Source organism: Tildeniella sp. (assembly GCF_059505325.1).
On the sequence record NZ_JCACKI010000004.1, the window covers coordinates 25,489 to 42,469 of the forward strand.

Consider the following 16,981-nt stretch of genomic DNA (forward strand, 5'->3'; position numbering starts at 1 on the left):
TGCGACATCAGCGAACGGATCGTTTAGGGATTCACACGACCGCTGAATAAACGCTTCAACTCTCAATCCCTAGTTGGTGCTTATGAACGCTACATCGCCGCATCTGCCCGATCCCAGTCATGGCGACATCATTGATGTTGCGGTTCACCGAGAGGTGGAAATCGTCTCGACGACGCAGGAGGTCGTTGGGGAGGTCGCCACCAATAAGGACGCAGGCAGCGATCGTGACATCGCCAAGGTGTCCATTCACACCGAAACGATTCAGACCAAAACGATTCATGTCGAAATCGTGCCGCATCGGGGCAACCATTCCCTGGAGCTTTTAGAAACGGGGCAAAATCACCCACCAGGGGGATCGCTTGTTACCAGCAAGGGCAGCTTTGGCGCATTCCTGGCTCCCCTGACTAAGGATCGATTCAAAGAAGTGGTCACCGATGTTGAGCAGAAGCTTCAGGTGGTGCATCAAACCCTGTCTATGCTGGACAATTTGCTTGATGCGCAGGGGTTTGACGCGATCTTAGAAGAGATGCTGCGCTCCATTACGCTGAAGACGAGCGAACTGCTGAACGCCGATCGCGCCACCATTTATTTACTTGACGAAGATAAAAATGAGCTGTGGGCGATCGTTGCCAAAGACGAAAAAGGAAACAATTTAGAGCTGCGGCTACCTGCCACAGTAGGAATCGCGGGTGAGGTTGCCACCAAGCTTGAAGTCGTCAATATTCCCTACGATTTTTATGACGATCATCGCTCTGAAGCAGCGCGTAAGTTCGATGAAAAAAATCATTACCGCACCTACACCATGCTGGCGATGCCGCTCCTGGATGAGTCGGGCAAGCTGGTCGCTGTCGTGCAATTAATTAATAAACTCAAGCAAGACCTTGATCCCCAGGCATCGCTGGACGAAAAAATCGATCGCAACGGGTTCACCCATAAAGATGAGACCGTTTTTGAAGAATTTGCGCCGTCGATTCGCTTGATTATTGAATCGTCGCGATCGTTTTACAAAGCCACACAGCAGCAACGCGCCGCTTCAGCCTTGATGAAGGCGACGAAATCCTTGAGCCAGAGCAGTCTTGATCTTCAGGAAACCTTAAACAAGGTGATGGATGAGGCGCAAGAGTTGATGCAGGCAGACCGCAGTACCTTATGGCTCGTCGATCGCGATCGTGACCAGCTTTGGACGAAGATTCCCATTAATGGCGTACTCCAGGAACTCCGCATTCCAATGGGCGCAGGTTTTGCTGGACAGGTTGCAACCACAGGCGAACCCGTGATCATCCCGTTCGACCTGTACGACGACCCCAACTCACAAACGTCGAAAGACACCGACAAACGAACGGGCTACCGGACGTGCAGCATTCTCTGTATGCCCGTCTTTAATGCCGACAGCGAACTGATTGGCGTAACGCAGCTTATCAACAAGAAAAAGCAGGGCGACTATCCTGCCTATGATCCCATCCATTACCCAGAAGCGCCGGACTGTTGGCGAGCCAGCTTCAACCGCAACGACCAGGAGTTCATGCAGGCGTTCAACATTCAGGCAGGTGTAGCGCTGCAAAACGCCAAATTGTTTGAAACGGTGAAGCAGCAAGAGCAGATGCAGCGAGACATTCTCCGATCGCTCAGTAATGGGGTCATCTCGACTGACAAAAAAGGTAACATCATTGCTGCCAACGAAAGCGCCAAAAAATTGCTGGGTCTGAAGGAGAGCGACTCGCTTGAAGGCAAAGCTGTCAGCGATCTGATTAAAATCGACAAAGGTGACTTCACCAAGTGGTTTGATCTAGGCTTAGCAGCAAAAGACGAAAAGAGCCGCCAGCAGTACTACCCCGATCAGCTTTTGCATCCCTATCAGGGCGAGGAGCAACACAGCATCAACATCTCGATCAACACGATCGCCGATGCCAAAGACGACACGATGGTATCGGGTGCGCTCGTGGTGATGGAAGACATTAGCGATGAAAAACGGCTGAAAAGCACGATGTATCGCTACATGACTCAGGAGTTAGCCGAGCAGTTGCTGGAAAACCCCGATGCTGCCAAAATGGGTGGCGATCGCAAAGATGTCACCGTTCTCTTTTCCGACATTCGCAGCTACACCACGCTCACTGAAAGCCTGGAGGCTGAAGCTGTCGTCGAAATGCTCAACAAGTACTTCGAGTCGATGGTGGATGCGGTCTTCCAGCACAAAGGTACGCTCGACAAGTACATCGGCGATGCGATCATGGCAGTCTTCGGTTCGCCGCTGCCGCTGGATGATCACGCCTGGATGGCAGTGCAAACCGCGATCGAAATGCGCCGTCGCTTGACACTCTTCAACGCCGATCGCGTCGCTGACAACCAGCCACCCATCAAAATCGGCATCGGGATCAACTCCGATAGCGTGATCAGCGGCAACATTGGCTCCAGCAAGCGGATGGAGTTCACGGCGATCGGTGATGGTGTCAACCTGGGCGCACGACTGGAAAGTGCCAGCAAACAGTACGGCACCGATATTGTCATTAGCGAAAACACCTTCAAACCCTGTGCCGATCGCATCTGGACACGCGAACTAGACTTCATCAAAGTCAAAGGCAAGAATCGCCCTGTCGCCGTTTACGAGTTGGTCGGCTTGCAATCAGAGACCGTTCCCGATGCCAAAAAGCGCATTATTGACCATTACGGCAAAGGCTTGCAGCACTACCGCGATCGCAAATTCCCATTAGCAATGGGCGAATTTGGCATGGTGCTGGAGATCGATAAAGAGGATAAGTCTGCCACTTTGCACCTCGATCGCTGCCAATACTGGCTCAAAAACCCACCTGCTGACGATTGGGACGGCTCGTGGATCATGACGGAAAAATAGAAGCAGGAATGCACCATTCACTCCCTTTTTGTAACCGCTAATTCTGAGGTGGCTCAGGGAACAATAAGCGCACGATCCACCCGCGATCGCGCTGCTCTCCCCACGACCATTAACCACCTGAAGATATGCAACCCGCCACTGCAAACCTATCGCAGAATGCAAAAGTACAGGCTGTTTCCCCTTCTTCAACTGAAGAAACATTGAAAACATCCTTAGCACTGCTTCAGCAGATCGTTGATCACTTACCGCAAGCGATCGGATGGAAGGACAAAGACGCTGTTTTTCTAGGCTGTAATCAGGCATTTGCTCAGGCGGTTGGGCTAACGCATCCCGATGAAATTGTGGGCAAAGCGGCGATTGACGTGCAGTGGCAAGACCACCAGTCCGACTTTTTGTATCAGCACGATCGCTCTCTAATAGAGCAGCAGCAAGCAACATACCACCAGATGGAAGTGTTGCCTCACGCAGAGCAGCCACTTTCCCTGGATGTGAGCTGCATACCGCTTTACGATGAGCGCAGTGATGTTGCAGGCATTCTAACCGTCATCGAAGCAGCCACCGATCACAAGCAAGTTGAAGAGTCGCTGCAACTTACACAATTTGCTGTTGATCATGCTGCCGATGCCATTTGGTGGGTCGAAATTGACAGCACGATCGCCTACATCAACGACGCTGGCTGTCGTGATTTAGGGTACGCGCGTGACGAAATCCTGGGTAGGAAAGTTTGGGACTTTAATCCAGATATCTTAGAGGCGACGTGGGCAGACCAGTGGCAGATGATCAAAACGCTTGGTTCGTATACCTTTGAGACCCACAACCGACATCGCGACGGCACATCTTATCCCGTTGAAGTGGCGATTAACTACATTGAACTCAACGGCAAGGAATATCAGTGCGCTTTTGTTCGCAACATTGCCGAACGCAAGCGCAGCGAAGCTGAACGCAAGCAGGCAGAAGACGCGCTCAAGCTGACGCAATTCTCGGTCGATCGTGCTGCCGATCCTATCTGGTGGGTAGAACTAGATGGCACACTCTTTTATGTGAACGATGCCGCTTGTCGTGATTTAGGCTATGCGCGTGAAGCAATTTTGGGTAAGCGGGTCTTTGATTTTAATCCAGATTTGCCGATCGATGGCTGGGCGGCTCACTGGCAAGAATTGAAAGAACGCGGTTCCTTTACGTTTGAAACGCGTAATCAAAACAGCCGTGGCACCATTTACCCAGTTGAGGTCACGGTTAACTATATCGAATTGAACGGCAAAGAACTCAACTGTGCCATTGCGCGGAACATCACTGAGCGCAAACAAACCGAAGCCGCTCTGCGCGAGTCGGAACAACAAATGCGCGAACAGGCACAGCGTGAACGGTTGCTGAACCGTCTGCTAAGCCGTGTCCGTGATTCACTCGATTTTGACATCATTCTGGAAACGACACTCCAGGAAGTGCAGAACTTTACTAACGCCGATCGCTGTCAGTTTTCCTGGTATGACGCTAACAATGACGAAAGTTACTGGGAAGTCATCAAAGAAGCTCGCTGCGGCGGGTTGCCCAGTCTGGTCGATCGCTATCCCGTCTCGCCCACATCACCTCTACTGGTAAAACTCCAGGAACTGCAAATTCTGCGCGTTGAAGATGCCGAGACGTTAGCGGAATCAAGCCTGTTGCGGTTCGTTAACAAATTCGGCTACAGAGCGATGCTGGCGATTCCTATCCAGGTAAGACCGGGGCTATTGGGAACAATTTTCTGCTGCCACAGTACAGAAACGCGATCGTGGTCTGATAGCGAGATCGAATTAATTCAAGCGGTAATGTCACAGTTGGCGATCGCCATCACGCAGGCAGATCTCTACAATCAAAGCCGCACCAAAGCACAGGCACTGGAACAAGCGCTACGGGAACTGCAAAAGACGCAAACCCAGATGGTGCAGAGCGAAAAAATGTCCAGTTTGGGTCAACTGGTGGCGGGTGTTGCCCACGAGATTAACAACCCAGTCAACTTTATCTACGGTAATCTTACCCATGCCAGCAGCTACACCCAAGATTTGCTGCACCTGATCAAACTCTATCAGCAGCACTATCCCAATCCTGTACCCACCATTCAGGCAGAGGCAGATGCGATCGACCTCGACTTTTTGCTCGACGATCTCCCCAAACTCTTAAGTTCCATGAAAGTGGGTGCCGATCGCATCCAAAAAATCGTCCTGTCGCTTCGCAACTTCTCTCGCATGGATGAAGCGGATGTCAAACAAGTTGACATCCATGAAGGGATCGACAGCACCTTAATGATTTTGCAAAGTCGGCTGAAGGGCAAAGCTGGAGAGTCGGGCATCGCGATCGTCAAACATTACGGGCAACTGCCGCAAGTCGAGTGCTATCCGGGACAGTTGAACCAGGTGTTTATGAATTTGTTGGTCAACGCGATCGATGCATTGGAGGAGTCCAGCTTCGACCTGAGCGATCGCCAACCCACGATCCATATCCAGACGGAACAATCAACCCATCAGGCAGCGATCGTGATCAAAATCTCGGACAATGGCTGCGGCATGACTCAAGCACAGCAACAGCGGCTCTTTGATCCTTTTTTCACGACCAAAGCGGTTGGCAAAGGCACCGGGTTAGGGCTTTCAATCAGCTATCAGATTGTGGTTGATAAGCATGGCGGCGCACTCACCTGCTTTTCGGCACAGGGCAAAGGCACTGAGTTTTGCATTGAGATTCCCGTCGAGCGATCGACCAACTGATAGCATGAGAGGCTGTTTGAAAAGTCTGGCGGTCAAAACCGCAACGACGTAAACAAAGCTTGCCGACGCGGACTACCGAAACGAAAGGATTTTGAAACCTGCGGCGGCAGGTTTAGTCCGTGTAGCCACGACTTCAGTCGCCAAAGCTACTTTTAAAGTATCCTGTTGGACACCAAACAGCCTTCAAGAAAATTGAAACAATCTTGAGTCTTGAGCCTTCAGTTTCTCCTCACCTCTTTCCTCTCCGTTAATTTAAACTTATTTGAACCAAATCCTGATGCAGCCAGTCTGACTGTGAGGGCTACCTTTTTAAGGAGCGTCATCAGTTCAAGGCGGCGATCGTTTTACTTAACTTTGGAGAAAATCTTTCGATCTGTAGATTCTCGAATTGCAAAGAATTGTTAACATTTTGTGAGTTGTGTAAGCCGCCTCGCTTTGCTCTTGTTCACCTGATGCATATGGCAGTACATTCTCATGACTTCTTCTGTTCATTCACTCACGGCTTTACAATCCAGGTCATTCCAAATAACTAACCGAACGAAGCTAGCCTGGATGGTTCGCTGGAGCATTCTTACTGCCGTTGCAGTCGCGCTCTCAGGCTGTAATCTACCCAAAGGTGCTGCTGATGCCCAGACTCGACCCTCTGGATCTGCTCAAGGTCAAGGTCAAGGGGCTGCTGTCGATGTGGCGATCGCTGCCACGGCTCCTTTACAAGCGGCGAGAGAATACACAGGCACAACGCAACCCCTACAAGAAGTGGCGATTCGCGCTCAGGCAGAGGGTCAACTGCGCCAGTTAACTGTGGATGTGGGCGATCGCATCCAGCAGGGGCAAACGCTGGCGCAAATCGATGACTCCATTTTGAATGCAGCCACCGCTGAGGCTGAGGCTGAGTTGGCATCCCGACGTAGCGAAATTAGCCAGCTTCAAACGCAAGTCAGCGATGCCAGAACGCAGGTAGAACAGTCTCGCTTGCAGCTTCAGCAAGCCGAGTCGGATGCGGCTCGCTATAACAGTCTTGCTAGAGATGGCGCGGTGACGCAGCAGCAGGCAGAACAGTCCCGCACCCAGGCGAGAACAGCCGCACAGGTGTTGCGATCGTCGCAAGAAAAGGTGCGGAACCAACAGCAGGCGATCGTCGCCGCTAATGGTCGGATTGTGGCGCAACAGGCAGTGGTGGCACAGCAACAAGAGCGGCGATCGTATGCTGTGCTGACCTCGCCGATTAATGGTGCCGTGCTCACGCGATCGACCGAAGTTGGTAATTTAGTGCAGGTGGGCAATGAGTTGCTGCGGGTCGGCGATTTCAGTCAAGCAAAAGTAACGGTGCAAGTTTCAGAACTTGATCTGGCAAAGGTTCGTCTGGGCGGAGCGGCAACGGTACGGTTGGATGCGTTTCCGAGTGAGCAGTTTACGGGCAGAGTGACGCGGGTTTCGCCTGCTGCGAATGCCACCTCTCGCCTGGTGCCTGTCGAAGTGACGATTCCCAACTCGACTGGCAAAGTGGGCAGCGGCTTGCTGGCACGGGTGAGCTTTACCCAGACGCAAACCGATCGCGTGGTGGTGCCGCTGACTGCCTTGCAGGACGATCGCGCCAAAGGGCAACAGCCAAACCAGAAACCCAATCAGCCGTCCAACCAGCAATCCAAGCAGCAATCGAATCAACCAGGCGCAAACACGGGAGGCACCAATGCTAACGGGCAAGCGAACGGTGGAGCCAAGCCCAAGCAGACCAAAGGCACGCTCTTTGTGGTGACGGGTGATGGGAAGGACGCAAAAGTTGCCGCCCGATCGGTCACGTTGGGCGAACAGTTAGATGGCAACGTCCAAATTCTGTCGGGTTTGAATCCGGGCGATCGCTTTGTCTCGCGCACTGGCAAACCACTCAAAGATGGCGACTCCGTGCGCTTAAGTATCCTGTCAGCCAAATAGATCCCCAGATCCCCGACTTCTTTATGCAGTTTTGCTTTGCTTGCACCGAGACAGAAGTCGGGGATCTAACATAGCCCTCCATCCCCGACTTTTTTGTTCGGTTTTGCTTGTTGCTTGTACCGAGACAGAAGTCGGGGATCTGCTTCCCACTCCCCACTCCCCACTCCCCACTCCCCCCATGCAAACCCCTCCCTCATCCGGCTTCAGCCTGAGTACGCTCTCGATTCGACAGCATATTGGCACCTTAATGCTGACGCTGACCGTCATTGTGGTAGGCATCTTTTTTATCACGCAACTGCCCGTCGATCTGCTGCCGTCCATTACCTATCCTCGCATTGGGGTGCGACTGGAAGCACCGGGCATCTCGCCAGAGGTGGCGATCGACGAAATCACCCGACCGCTGGAAGAGGCGCTATCAACCACCGATGGAGTGGTGCAAATTTATTCGCAAACGCGCGAAGGGCAGGTCAACCTGGACTTGTACTTCAACCCTGGCAGCAATATCGATCAGGCGCTCAACGACACGACGGCGGCGTTTAACCGGAACCGGAATCAGCTACCGGATACGATCGAAGAACCCCGTCTGTTTAAAGCCGATCCATCACAGCTACCAGTCTACGAAATGGCGCTCACGTCGCCGTCCTTAAAGGATGTAGACTTGCGCGTGTTTGCCGATGAAGAACTGTCGCGTGAACTGAGTGTTGTGTCAGGCGTTGCGTCAGCGGATGTTTCGGGTGGCGTAGTGGAAGAAGTGCGCGTCAACATCGACCTGAATCGCCTGCAAGCGCTAAACATCGGACTGACGGATGTGCTGGACGAACTGGAGCAGCGCAACCAGGATGTTTCTGGTGGACGCATTTTGGGCGAAAACTCGGAACCCTTAACGCGGGCAGTGGGACGGTTTCAGAATGCAAGGGAGATTCAGGATTTATCGTTTGCAGTTGGCGGTCAGCCGTCAGCGGTCAGCGGTCAGCCATCAGGAGGCAGTCAGCAGTCGGGAAGCGGTCAGCCGTCAGCGGTCAGTGGTCAGCAAACGACTTCAACGCAAAACTCGACAGCCACAACGCAAAACGCTTCTGCTCAACGGGTGTATTTGCGTGACTTTGCAGAAGTGATTGATGGCACGGAAGAAGAGCGGGTGCTGGTCAATCTCAATCGGCAAAAAGCGGTCAAAATCAGTGTGCAGAAGCAGCCGGATGCGAATACGGTATCGGTGGTGGATGCGGTGAAGCAACGGCTGGAGGAGTTGCGGCAGTCGGGACTGGTTCCGGCAGACATGATCATTACGCCCACACTGGATGAGTCGAGGTTTATCCGCAACTCGCTGGCAGATGTGATCAATTCAGGTTTGTCGGGGGCGCTACTGGCTGCGATCGCCGTGTTCATTTTCTTAGGATCACTCCGACAGACCTTTATCATTGCGCTGACGATTCCCCTCTGTACATTGGCGGCAGCGATTGTCATGAAGTTCTGCGGCTTCTCGCTCAACATTTTTAGTTTGGGTGGTCTGGCAATCAGCGTGGGGCAGGCGATCGACACCTCGGTTGTGATTCTCGAAAACGTCAGCAAACGGGTGGAAGCGATTAAGCTGGACGGCAATCTTAACGGCAACGGACATCACAACGGTAATGGGAATGGCAAGAGCGATCGTGCTCGTACCCTGATTACCGCCGTAGAAGAAAGTAGCCGCGAGGTGGAATCGTCGCTGGTGGCTTCGACGGCTGCCAACCTGGTCTCGGTCTTGCCTTTTATCCTTGTAGGCGGATTCGTCTCGCTGCTGTTTAACGAACTCATTCTCACGATTTGCTTTGCGGTAATCGCCTCACTGGTGGTCGCCCTTACCGTTGTGCCAATGTTGTCTGCCCGTCTCTTTGCCATTGAATGGTCGAGCGGCTTGAATCGGCTGTGGCTGCTACGTGCCTTTAACCAACGGCTGGATGGTGCCACGCGATCCTATAGCAACACGCTGGCAAAGGTGATTCGTCGTCGAGCGATCGTCCTTGTAACGGCATTCGTCGTGTTGGGTGGCAGCGGTGTGGTGATGGCAGGTCAGATTCCGCAAGAAATTTTGCCGCGTATCAGTACCGGGCAGGCAAATGTCAACGTTCAGTTTCCGCCTGGAACCTCGCTAGAAACCAATCGGCGCGTGATGGCAGCAGTAGACGATGTGCTGCTGAAACAACCAGAGACAGATTATGTCTTCACCACCGCAGGCGGGTCGCTGTTTGGCAACACCGTCTCGGCAAACCCATCGCGCAGTACAGGTAACGTGACGCTCAAAGACGGTAGCGACGTGGTGGAGTTTACCGAACGGGTGACGCGAGAAATGAACAAGCTCAACCTGGCAGGCATCCGGGTACGAGTTTCGGCGGGTTCTGTGCGCGGCTTGACGTTGAACAATTCACCGTTGCGAGGTGCGGAAGTGGATGTGGTGCTTCAGGGCGAAGATGCCGAGGTGCTGCGGCAGGCGGGTCGGCAAGTGCTGTCGGCATTAGATGAGCAGGTAAAATTATCTGCGTTTCGCCCCGATGCGGACGATCGCCAGCCCGAAGTGCAAATTCGCCCCGATTGGGAACGCGCGAATGGTCTTGGTTTAACCACCCAGGAGATTGGCAGCACCATTCAAACGGCGATCGAAGGTTCTATCCCCACGCAATTGCAACGCAGCGAACGCCTGGTGGATGTGCGGGTGCAGTTGAACCAGGACTTACTGAAGCAGCCTTCCCAGTTGGCGCAACTCCCCTTATTTGTGGATAACAACGCTCTGGTACGGTTAAGCGACGTTGCCAAAATCGAAGAAGGGCAGGCTCCCGGTGAGATTCAGCGCATTAATCAGCGGGGCGTTTTTCTCATTGCAGGCAACCTGAACAAAGGCGCGAGTCTGGGTGCGGCATTAGAAGAAGTGCAGCAAATTGTCTCCAAGCTGGACTTGCCCGATGGCGTGACGGTGCTGCCAAGCTACGCCGGACAAACCAACAAAGAACTTCAGGGTGCGCTGGTGGTTCTAGGCGGACTCGCTGCCTTTCTGGTCTTTGTGGTCATGGCAGTGCAGTACAACTCTCTCATCGATCCGCTGGTCATTATTCTGACGGTGCCGTTGGCACTGGCTGGCGGCATTTTGGGCTTGTTTGTGACACAAACCGCGATCGGCATTACCGTTGTCGTCGGTGCAGTCCTACTGATTGGGATTGTGGTTAACAACGCCATCATCATGGTAGAAACGGCAAACCAAATTCGTGAGGAAGAGAGGCTTGACCGTGCTACCGCTATTATGAAAGCCGCACCTCAACGTCTGCGCCCCATCCTCATGACCACGATTACCACAGTCCTGGGACTTTTTCCCCTGGCACTGGGCATTGGCGAAGGATCAGAGTTCTTGCAGCCGTTGGGTGTGGTTGTCTTCTCCGGTTTAACTCTGGCAACCATGCTCACGCTGTTTATCATCCCCTGCTTCTATGTCCTGCTGCACGACATCTTCAAGCGGGATATGGGCATTGGACAGTTGGTGACGAAGACACGATCGCTCGTCCTTTCCACCCGCAAATAACGCCGTTATCTGTGGCTTGTCCTCCAGCATTTTGGTCAAGTGCTGGAGGCTAGAGCATTATTCGTAAAAACTATGAGTATTGAGGCATTGAAAAAGCGGTTCGATCGCGATCGTCCCATGACAAGCATCACGATTCGGATGCCCGAAGATGTGATTAGCGATCTAAAGCGAGTAGCACCGTTGCCTGAGTTTTCTGGTTATCAGCCCTTCATGTTTTCTGCGCTCATAAACGGTGCGCTTCAGTCATTGCAGAGAAGCTGATTAACGTTTCAACTTCAACCATCCCTTGATTTCTGTTCTAGACCAGCCATCTGAGCAGTTCTGACCCCAAAGCGTTATACCTGGTGCTGTTTTAGCAATTGATTTGCTTGTGGTATCTCGTCTAAGATAAATGCTCCGTGATTCATCTATTTTGATATTCCCCTCTCTACAATTACTTTGTGCTAAAACAGCAGACTGATCAGCTCCTGAGAAGGAAGTTATCTTGCTACTAGACAGCATCCAAATTGCTAAGCCTATGACTAAAAATAAACCGACTAAAGTACTCACAGCTTTCACAAGCCGAAGCATTTGACCACTCATACCGAAGCCTCCAGTATGCGTTAATACTGAGTACTTCTAGTTCAAGTTTAGTGATCAGGACGATAAACAAAATCTTTAAGTTTATCGTTGCCCCAAAACATGGTTATTTTCCTAATTTACGGTGATAGAGACTCCTAATTCTTTACATTTTGTTCTGATTGGACTCTCGGTTAGCCCAACTTGCTTCTTAACCTCCTGATTACTTTGGTCGTATTGAGTTAAAAGCCAGTTGCATTCTCGTCCTGTGAGACGGTTAGGTGAGATCTTCAACGGTGTATAAGACTCTATCCCAATGCTCTTCTGCCTTGACATAAAATAGTACAAAAAACCTAATGCCGTAATGGCAATCACTATACTTAGAATAGCTAAACCCTTCCGAGAGATTGAGAAATAAGAATCTCTCTGTGTATTTCCTTGTCCAACTACTAGCGTCTCAACAATCGCTACATCTTCATCTTTCAGTTGAAGTGACTTTTGCAGTTGCTTTAAGGCTTTCTGGGTGTCCTCTCTGAAGGGATAGCCGCTCGTTCTCAATTCCCCAAGCAACTCCACCTCGTATTGTCGGAGTTTTCTTTGGTAATCACGGTGGGGATAGAGAGATCTGGCTTCAATGGCAGCCGCATCTTCAAGGGTTAGATTTAAGCTATTGCGTAGATTCTCTAAGACTGTTCGCCCAATACCAGCAATCTCGCCATCGCTAATCCATTGCTCTAATTCTCTACGATATTTCAGCTTGGGGCTGTTCGCTGGGGCTTTTGCAAGGTGAATGTTATAACCTTCCTTAACGGCATAGATCTCCGGCTTCATTGTAGGGACTGTTTCCCGTACTTTGCTTCCGGCATATTCATGCAGTTCATTTACTGAAATCCAATCATCCTTATCTAAATCGGCTGCACCTGTTTCAATGCCTTCGATTAAGTGGTGAGTGTAGATGGAGAGGTCGGAGCCATCCTGCTCGAAGGAATATTGAGTTGAAGTAGAAGAGGTCAACACTGCCCGACCTTCTCCACCAAACTGTCTTCTCACATCGATAAAGCCATCATCCTTTGCTTTCATTCCTTCAGCAAACGCACCACTGAAACAGCAGTCTAGAATGATGACTTGCCGTTTTGACCGAGAGCTATCCATAATGTCGTGGACAAAGCTTGCTGGCACGGCTGTTGATTTGGTCAGTTGCCCTCGTGCATTTTTTTCGGTGATGCGGGTTGCTAAGTAAAGGTTACCGCTATTATCTTTAACACCATGACCTGAAAAAAACAGCAACGCTAAGTCATCCCGCTCTAACTCTGCAAATAGTTTTTCGATGGACTGTTCCATCGTTTGGCGGTCTGGGTTAACTAGGGCTACTGCTTCATCAAAATTGCCCATTTCTGCATCCAGCAAAATCCGTCGCACGGCTTCTACGTCCCTGACAGCTCCAGGAAGCGGGCTTAAGCCAGATGCATAATCACTGACACCAATCAGTAGTGCGATTTTTCTGGTCATACGCTAAAGCTTGAGGGCAAATGCTACCAGTTACTGTCTCGCCTTAATGATCGTTCTAGCGCTACAGTGCAAGCCTTTTGGTGATCTTAGACGCTCTACTTGCCGTAGTTTCCAACTAACGACTTCCTAAAAATGCAGCTTAAAACTCTACAGTAAGAGACTATTCTTGAATGAGGGGTGTAGGGTCTAACCCCTCATTCTCTCTTGGTGGTGTAAGTTTCAGAAAAATTGGTTATCTTTCAGCAGTGTGAGCTAGAGATTAAAACCCATCATCTTGAGTAGTAAGCGATGCAGCATTTTTAGCTAGGCGATCGCCTTTAAGCAACCCGTACAAGTGCGCGCACTGTTGTGAAGTGAAGGGGCGATTATGCTTTGCAGACGTTTCACGAACGTAGGTATTGTTGACAAGGGCGATCGCTTTGCTGTGTTCAGAAGAAATCGAAGGTATGGCTTAAATACCCTATGAAATTCGAGTTTGATGAGGCAAAAAGTCAGTCTAATCACGATAAACACGGCATAGACTTTGTCGTTGCACAACAACTCTGGGCGGATCATGGCAGAATTGAGATTCCAGCCAGAACAGAGGACGAGCCAAGATTTCTGGTAATTGGCACGATCGATCAGAAGTACTGGTCAGCCGTTATCACCTATCGAAACGACAAAATACGCATTATTTCGGTTCGGCGCTCTCGCGCAGAAGAGGTGGCTATTTATAAGGGCAGACAAATATGAAAGCAAATGAATTTGATACCAGATTCGACAATGGAGAGGATATTACCAATCTTCTAGACCTCTCTCAGGTAACTCATCCGGGCTACAAACAGACGAGCATTGATGTTGATTTTCCCATTTGGATGCTTGAAGCCTTAGACCAGGAAGCCAAACGACTTGGAGTTACACGTCAAGCCATCATCAAAGTCTGGATCGCTGATCGCCTTGCTAACCTTTCTCATTAGTAGTGAGCTTCTCAGCTTTATAAGTCTGGGAATCACTGGGTATGAATCAGCATTTTTACAAGAACTGATCGCCATCATGCAGAGACGATCGCGCTTGAACCAAACGAGAAATGCTTGCTTCTTCCATCTCACGAAGAACCAGTATTAGTCGCGTTGAGGCAATGCAATCCACTAAAATTCTCAATTTTGGTAAGTGTTCTTTGATTTCAGACACGCATTTGTCGATTTCAGACACGCATTTGTTGATTTTGCATAAGCATTTCTTGACTCTAGGTACAGCTTCATTGAGTTTGCATAAGTTGTACTTAATTTGTATGAGCGTTCTTCGATATTGCATCAGCAATGCTTGATTTTGCACAAGTTATGCTTAATTTTCAAGCAGGTATGACTGGATCTCAACTTAAGCAGTTCGTGCAGGGAAGATCATTGTGGTAAAGCGAAGGGGCGATCGTCCGGTTAGCAAGCGATATGCCACAATGCAGACAGGAATAACTGGCGGTGGATGCAATGCCTTCACTACTTAACCAAACGACTGACCAACGCATCGTCCATCATGGCACTTGGGAACAGTTCAAGCTCATTCAAAAGGGCTTTGGTGAGTCTCGTGGTGTGCGGTTGTTTTACTATGACGAGACGATCGAGATTCTCATGCCGGGACGTGAACACGAAATCTTTTCGCGGCTCATTGGTTATTTAGTGACAACCTTCCTGGCTGAAAAGGGCATCTTTTTTCAGTCAACCGGGTCGATGACTCAAGAAAAAGAAGGAGTTGTCTCGGCTCAAGCAGGCGAATCGTACTGCATTGAGAGCGTTAAGGTAATCCCAGATTTAGCGATCGAGGTTGTCTTTACTAGCGGTGGTATGAGTAAGCTAGAGCGCTATAAAGCGTTAGGGGTGCCTGAAGTCTGGTTTTGGGAAGACGGGGTGCTGAAGCTCTATCATCTGCAAAACGATCACTATGAGTTGATCGATCGCAGCCAGCTAGCCGGACTCAGTAACCTCAACCTGGATTTATTGCAACGCTGTATCTTAATGGCTGAGACTGATACAGGCGAAGCGATCAGAGCATTTCGACGAGAGCTATAGCGCGATCGCCCTTGAGCCAACGATGCAGGGGCGATCGCCATCACAATTGAACGGATGGAAGCAACGAAACCGATCGTCTCCATTGATCAACGGGCAAAGCTGCCAACGCGGAGTCTTTGGGCTGCTTTTACCTTTTGGGCATAGAACGAAGCCGCCTGTTCACCCCGGCTACATTCCTGAGCAAACGTGATCAGGTGATGCGCTACTAGCCCAATGTGGATCAGGTTCTCAATATTGCCTGTTTTGAGTTTCGGTCCTGCCATGCGCCAAAACGTTTTGCGGTAGTTGCTGAGCACACCGACCCTCAGAATGATGTTCGCCATAATCCACAAGCCTTTGCGGATATTCTTTTTGGACAAGCGGGCAGGACTTAACGGTGGCTTGATGCGGTTCTTAAAAGTATGCTCGACGTTGTACGCAAACCGCTGGTAGAGAAAATCTGGGTCGTAGGCAGCGGTAATGCAGCGTCGCCACATCTCCACCACCTCGTCATACGGCATGAGAAACTCTACGTTTGATTCGCGGTTTTCATCAAAGTTAAGCCGTCCTTCGGTTTCAAGTCTGCGCCACAGGGGAGTGCGCGGCAACGCGTGGAGCAGGTTAATGGTCAGCATGGGAATGTTCGACAGGCGGATGAATTCGAGGATGCGATCGCCCGTATCTGGTGTATCGGTGTCCAGCCCAATGATGATGCCCGATACGACTTCCATCCCATAGCTGTTGAGGGTTTTGATCGCCTCCAAAATGGACATCCCACCCATCAAGTTTTGCTGCTTTGAGATGGATTTGAGCGCGTCTGTTTCGGGCGTTTCGATGCCGCAAAACACCGTGCAGAAGTATGCTTCACGCATCATTGCCAGCAGTTCTTTATTCTGTGCCAGGTTGAGCGTGGCTTCACAAGCAAACTGAATGGGATAGCCGTTGCGCTTTTGCCAATCGATGAGATGTGGCAACAGTTGCAGAGCGGCACGACGATCGCCCACAAAGTTGTCGTCCACAAAATAGACGGCTCTTAGCTCACCCGATGCCAGCATGGCATCCAGTTCCGCCACAATCTGTTCGGGCGACTTCAAGCGCGGGTTACGTCCGTAGAGTTCGGGAATATCGCAAAACTCGCAGCGGTAAGGGCAACCGCTAGAGTACTGCACGTTGCTAATGAAATACTTGTCGAGATTAATCAGGTGATAGGCAGGAATGGGAAACTCGTTGAGCGGCAGTCGTTCGGTGGTCTCAAAGCGCATTTGCTGAGACGGTCGATCGGTGTGCAAGTCCATATACTCAATCATGCGATCGGTGGCATCGCCCAATTCACCCAGATGCAGCAGGTCAAAATCGGGATAATACTCTGGACAGCCTGAGACGGACGGACCGCCGATCGCCGTCAGCTTGCCGTAACGATGCGCCATCTCGTTGATGTGATTGATCTGCGATCGTTGAATGTGCATCCCGCTCACGATCACCGCATCTGCCCAACGATAATCAGCAGGTTTAGCAGACTTGATGTTTTCGTCAACAAACCGGACTTCCCACTCTTGAGGCAAGTAAGCAGCAACGACCAGAATGCCCTGCGGCGGCATAAACGCTTTCACGCTGCCCAGCAATGGATACGCATTGTTAAACGTGCCAAACGACGGACTGTACTTTGGGAACACGCAAAGAATGCGGCGTTGGTTCTGGGGTTTATAGCGAGGCTTTCCAGGCTCACTTTCAGGAACGAGTTGCTCAAAATCCTTCAATACAGCAGTCATCAGGCTTCCTCAACGTTTTCACCTTGATGACACTGTAGAAGACCATGCTGGGATCT

Annotated in this window: 10 protein-coding genes and 1 pseudogene; 8 read left to right on the plus strand and 3 right to left on the minus strand. The window is 50.8% G+C overall.

Going from position 1 to position 16,981, the window contains the following annotated elements; genetic code table 11:
* Positions 1–82: 82 nt before the first annotated feature.
* The 5 genes and pseudogenes from AC5JO6_RS01585 to AC5JO6_RS01605 all read left to right on the plus strand — a co-directional run.
* A complete protein-coding gene (locus AC5JO6_RS01585) occupies positions 83–2,848 on the plus strand; it encodes a GAF domain-containing protein (protein ID WP_496079283.1) in 2,766 nt (921 codons plus the stop codon).
* Between the two features lie 125 nt (positions 2,849–2,973).
* Positions 2,974–5,589: a PAS domain S-box protein gene (locus AC5JO6_RS01590; RefSeq protein WP_496079284.1), complete on the plus strand. Its 2,616-nt coding sequence runs from the start codon at positions 2,974–2,976 to the stop codon at positions 5,587–5,589.
* Between the two features lie 552 nt (positions 5,590–6,141).
* Positions 6,142–7,521: an efflux RND transporter periplasmic adaptor subunit gene (locus AC5JO6_RS01595; RefSeq protein ID WP_496079285.1), complete on the plus strand. Its 1,380-nt coding sequence runs from the start codon at positions 6,142–6,144 to the stop codon at positions 7,519–7,521.
* Positions 7,522–7,699: 178 nt separating this feature from the next.
* Complete coding sequence (locus tag AC5JO6_RS01600) at positions 7,700–11,068, plus strand: efflux RND transporter permease subunit (protein WP_496079286.1); 3,369 nt, start codon at positions 7,700–7,702, stop codon at positions 11,066–11,068.
* A 72-nt stretch (positions 11,069–11,140) separates the two neighbouring features.
* Positions 11,141–11,323, plus strand: a pseudogene (locus AC5JO6_RS01605) (hypothetical protein); the annotation flags it as partial.
* Positions 11,324–11,329: 6 nt separating this feature from the next.
* On the opposite strand, the gene AC5JO6_RS01610 reads toward AC5JO6_RS01605, so the two are convergent.
* Both AC5JO6_RS01610 and AC5JO6_RS01615 read right to left on the minus strand, forming a co-directional pair.
* On the minus strand, positions 11,330–11,650 hold the full coding sequence (locus AC5JO6_RS01610; protein WP_496079287.1) for a hypothetical protein: 321 nt from the start codon (positions 11,648–11,650) through the stop codon (positions 11,330–11,332).
* A gap of 111 nt (positions 11,651–11,761) precedes the next feature.
* Complete coding sequence (locus tag AC5JO6_RS01615; RefSeq protein WP_496079288.1) at positions 11,762–13,135, minus strand: caspase family protein; 1,374 nt, start codon at positions 13,133–13,135, stop codon at positions 11,762–11,764.
* A gap of 462 nt (positions 13,136–13,597) precedes the next feature.
* Here AC5JO6_RS01615 and AC5JO6_RS01620 point away from each other — a divergent pair, with 462 nt between their 5' ends.
* The 3 genes from AC5JO6_RS01620 (at position 13,598) to AC5JO6_RS01630 (ending at position 15,177) form a co-directional block, all read left to right on the plus strand.
* Positions 13,598–13,867 (plus strand): BrnT family toxin, encoded by a 270-nt coding sequence (locus AC5JO6_RS01620; RefSeq protein ID WP_496079289.1) that lies wholly within the window; start codon positions 13,598–13,600, stop codon positions 13,865–13,867.
* Positions 13,864–14,091, plus strand: coding sequence for a type II toxin-antitoxin system BrnA family antitoxin (brnA, locus tag AC5JO6_RS01625; RefSeq protein WP_496079290.1), 228 nt, complete (start codon positions 13,864–13,866; stop codon positions 14,089–14,091). The genes AC5JO6_RS01620 and brnA overlap by 4 nt, the downstream gene beginning before the upstream one ends.
* A gap of 507 nt (positions 14,092–14,598) precedes the next feature.
* Positions 14,599–15,177: a Uma2 family endonuclease gene (locus AC5JO6_RS01630; RefSeq protein WP_496079291.1), complete on the plus strand. Its 579-nt coding sequence runs from the start codon at positions 14,599–14,601 to the stop codon at positions 15,175–15,177.
* A gap of 86 nt (positions 15,178–15,263) precedes the next feature.
* Here AC5JO6_RS01630 and AC5JO6_RS01635 read toward each other — a convergent pair whose 3' ends face one another.
* On the minus strand, positions 15,264–16,925 hold the full coding sequence (locus AC5JO6_RS01635; protein ID WP_496079292.1) for a B12-binding domain-containing radical SAM protein: 1,662 nt from the start codon (positions 16,923–16,925) through the stop codon (positions 15,264–15,266).
* Positions 16,926–16,981: the final 56 nt, after the last annotated feature.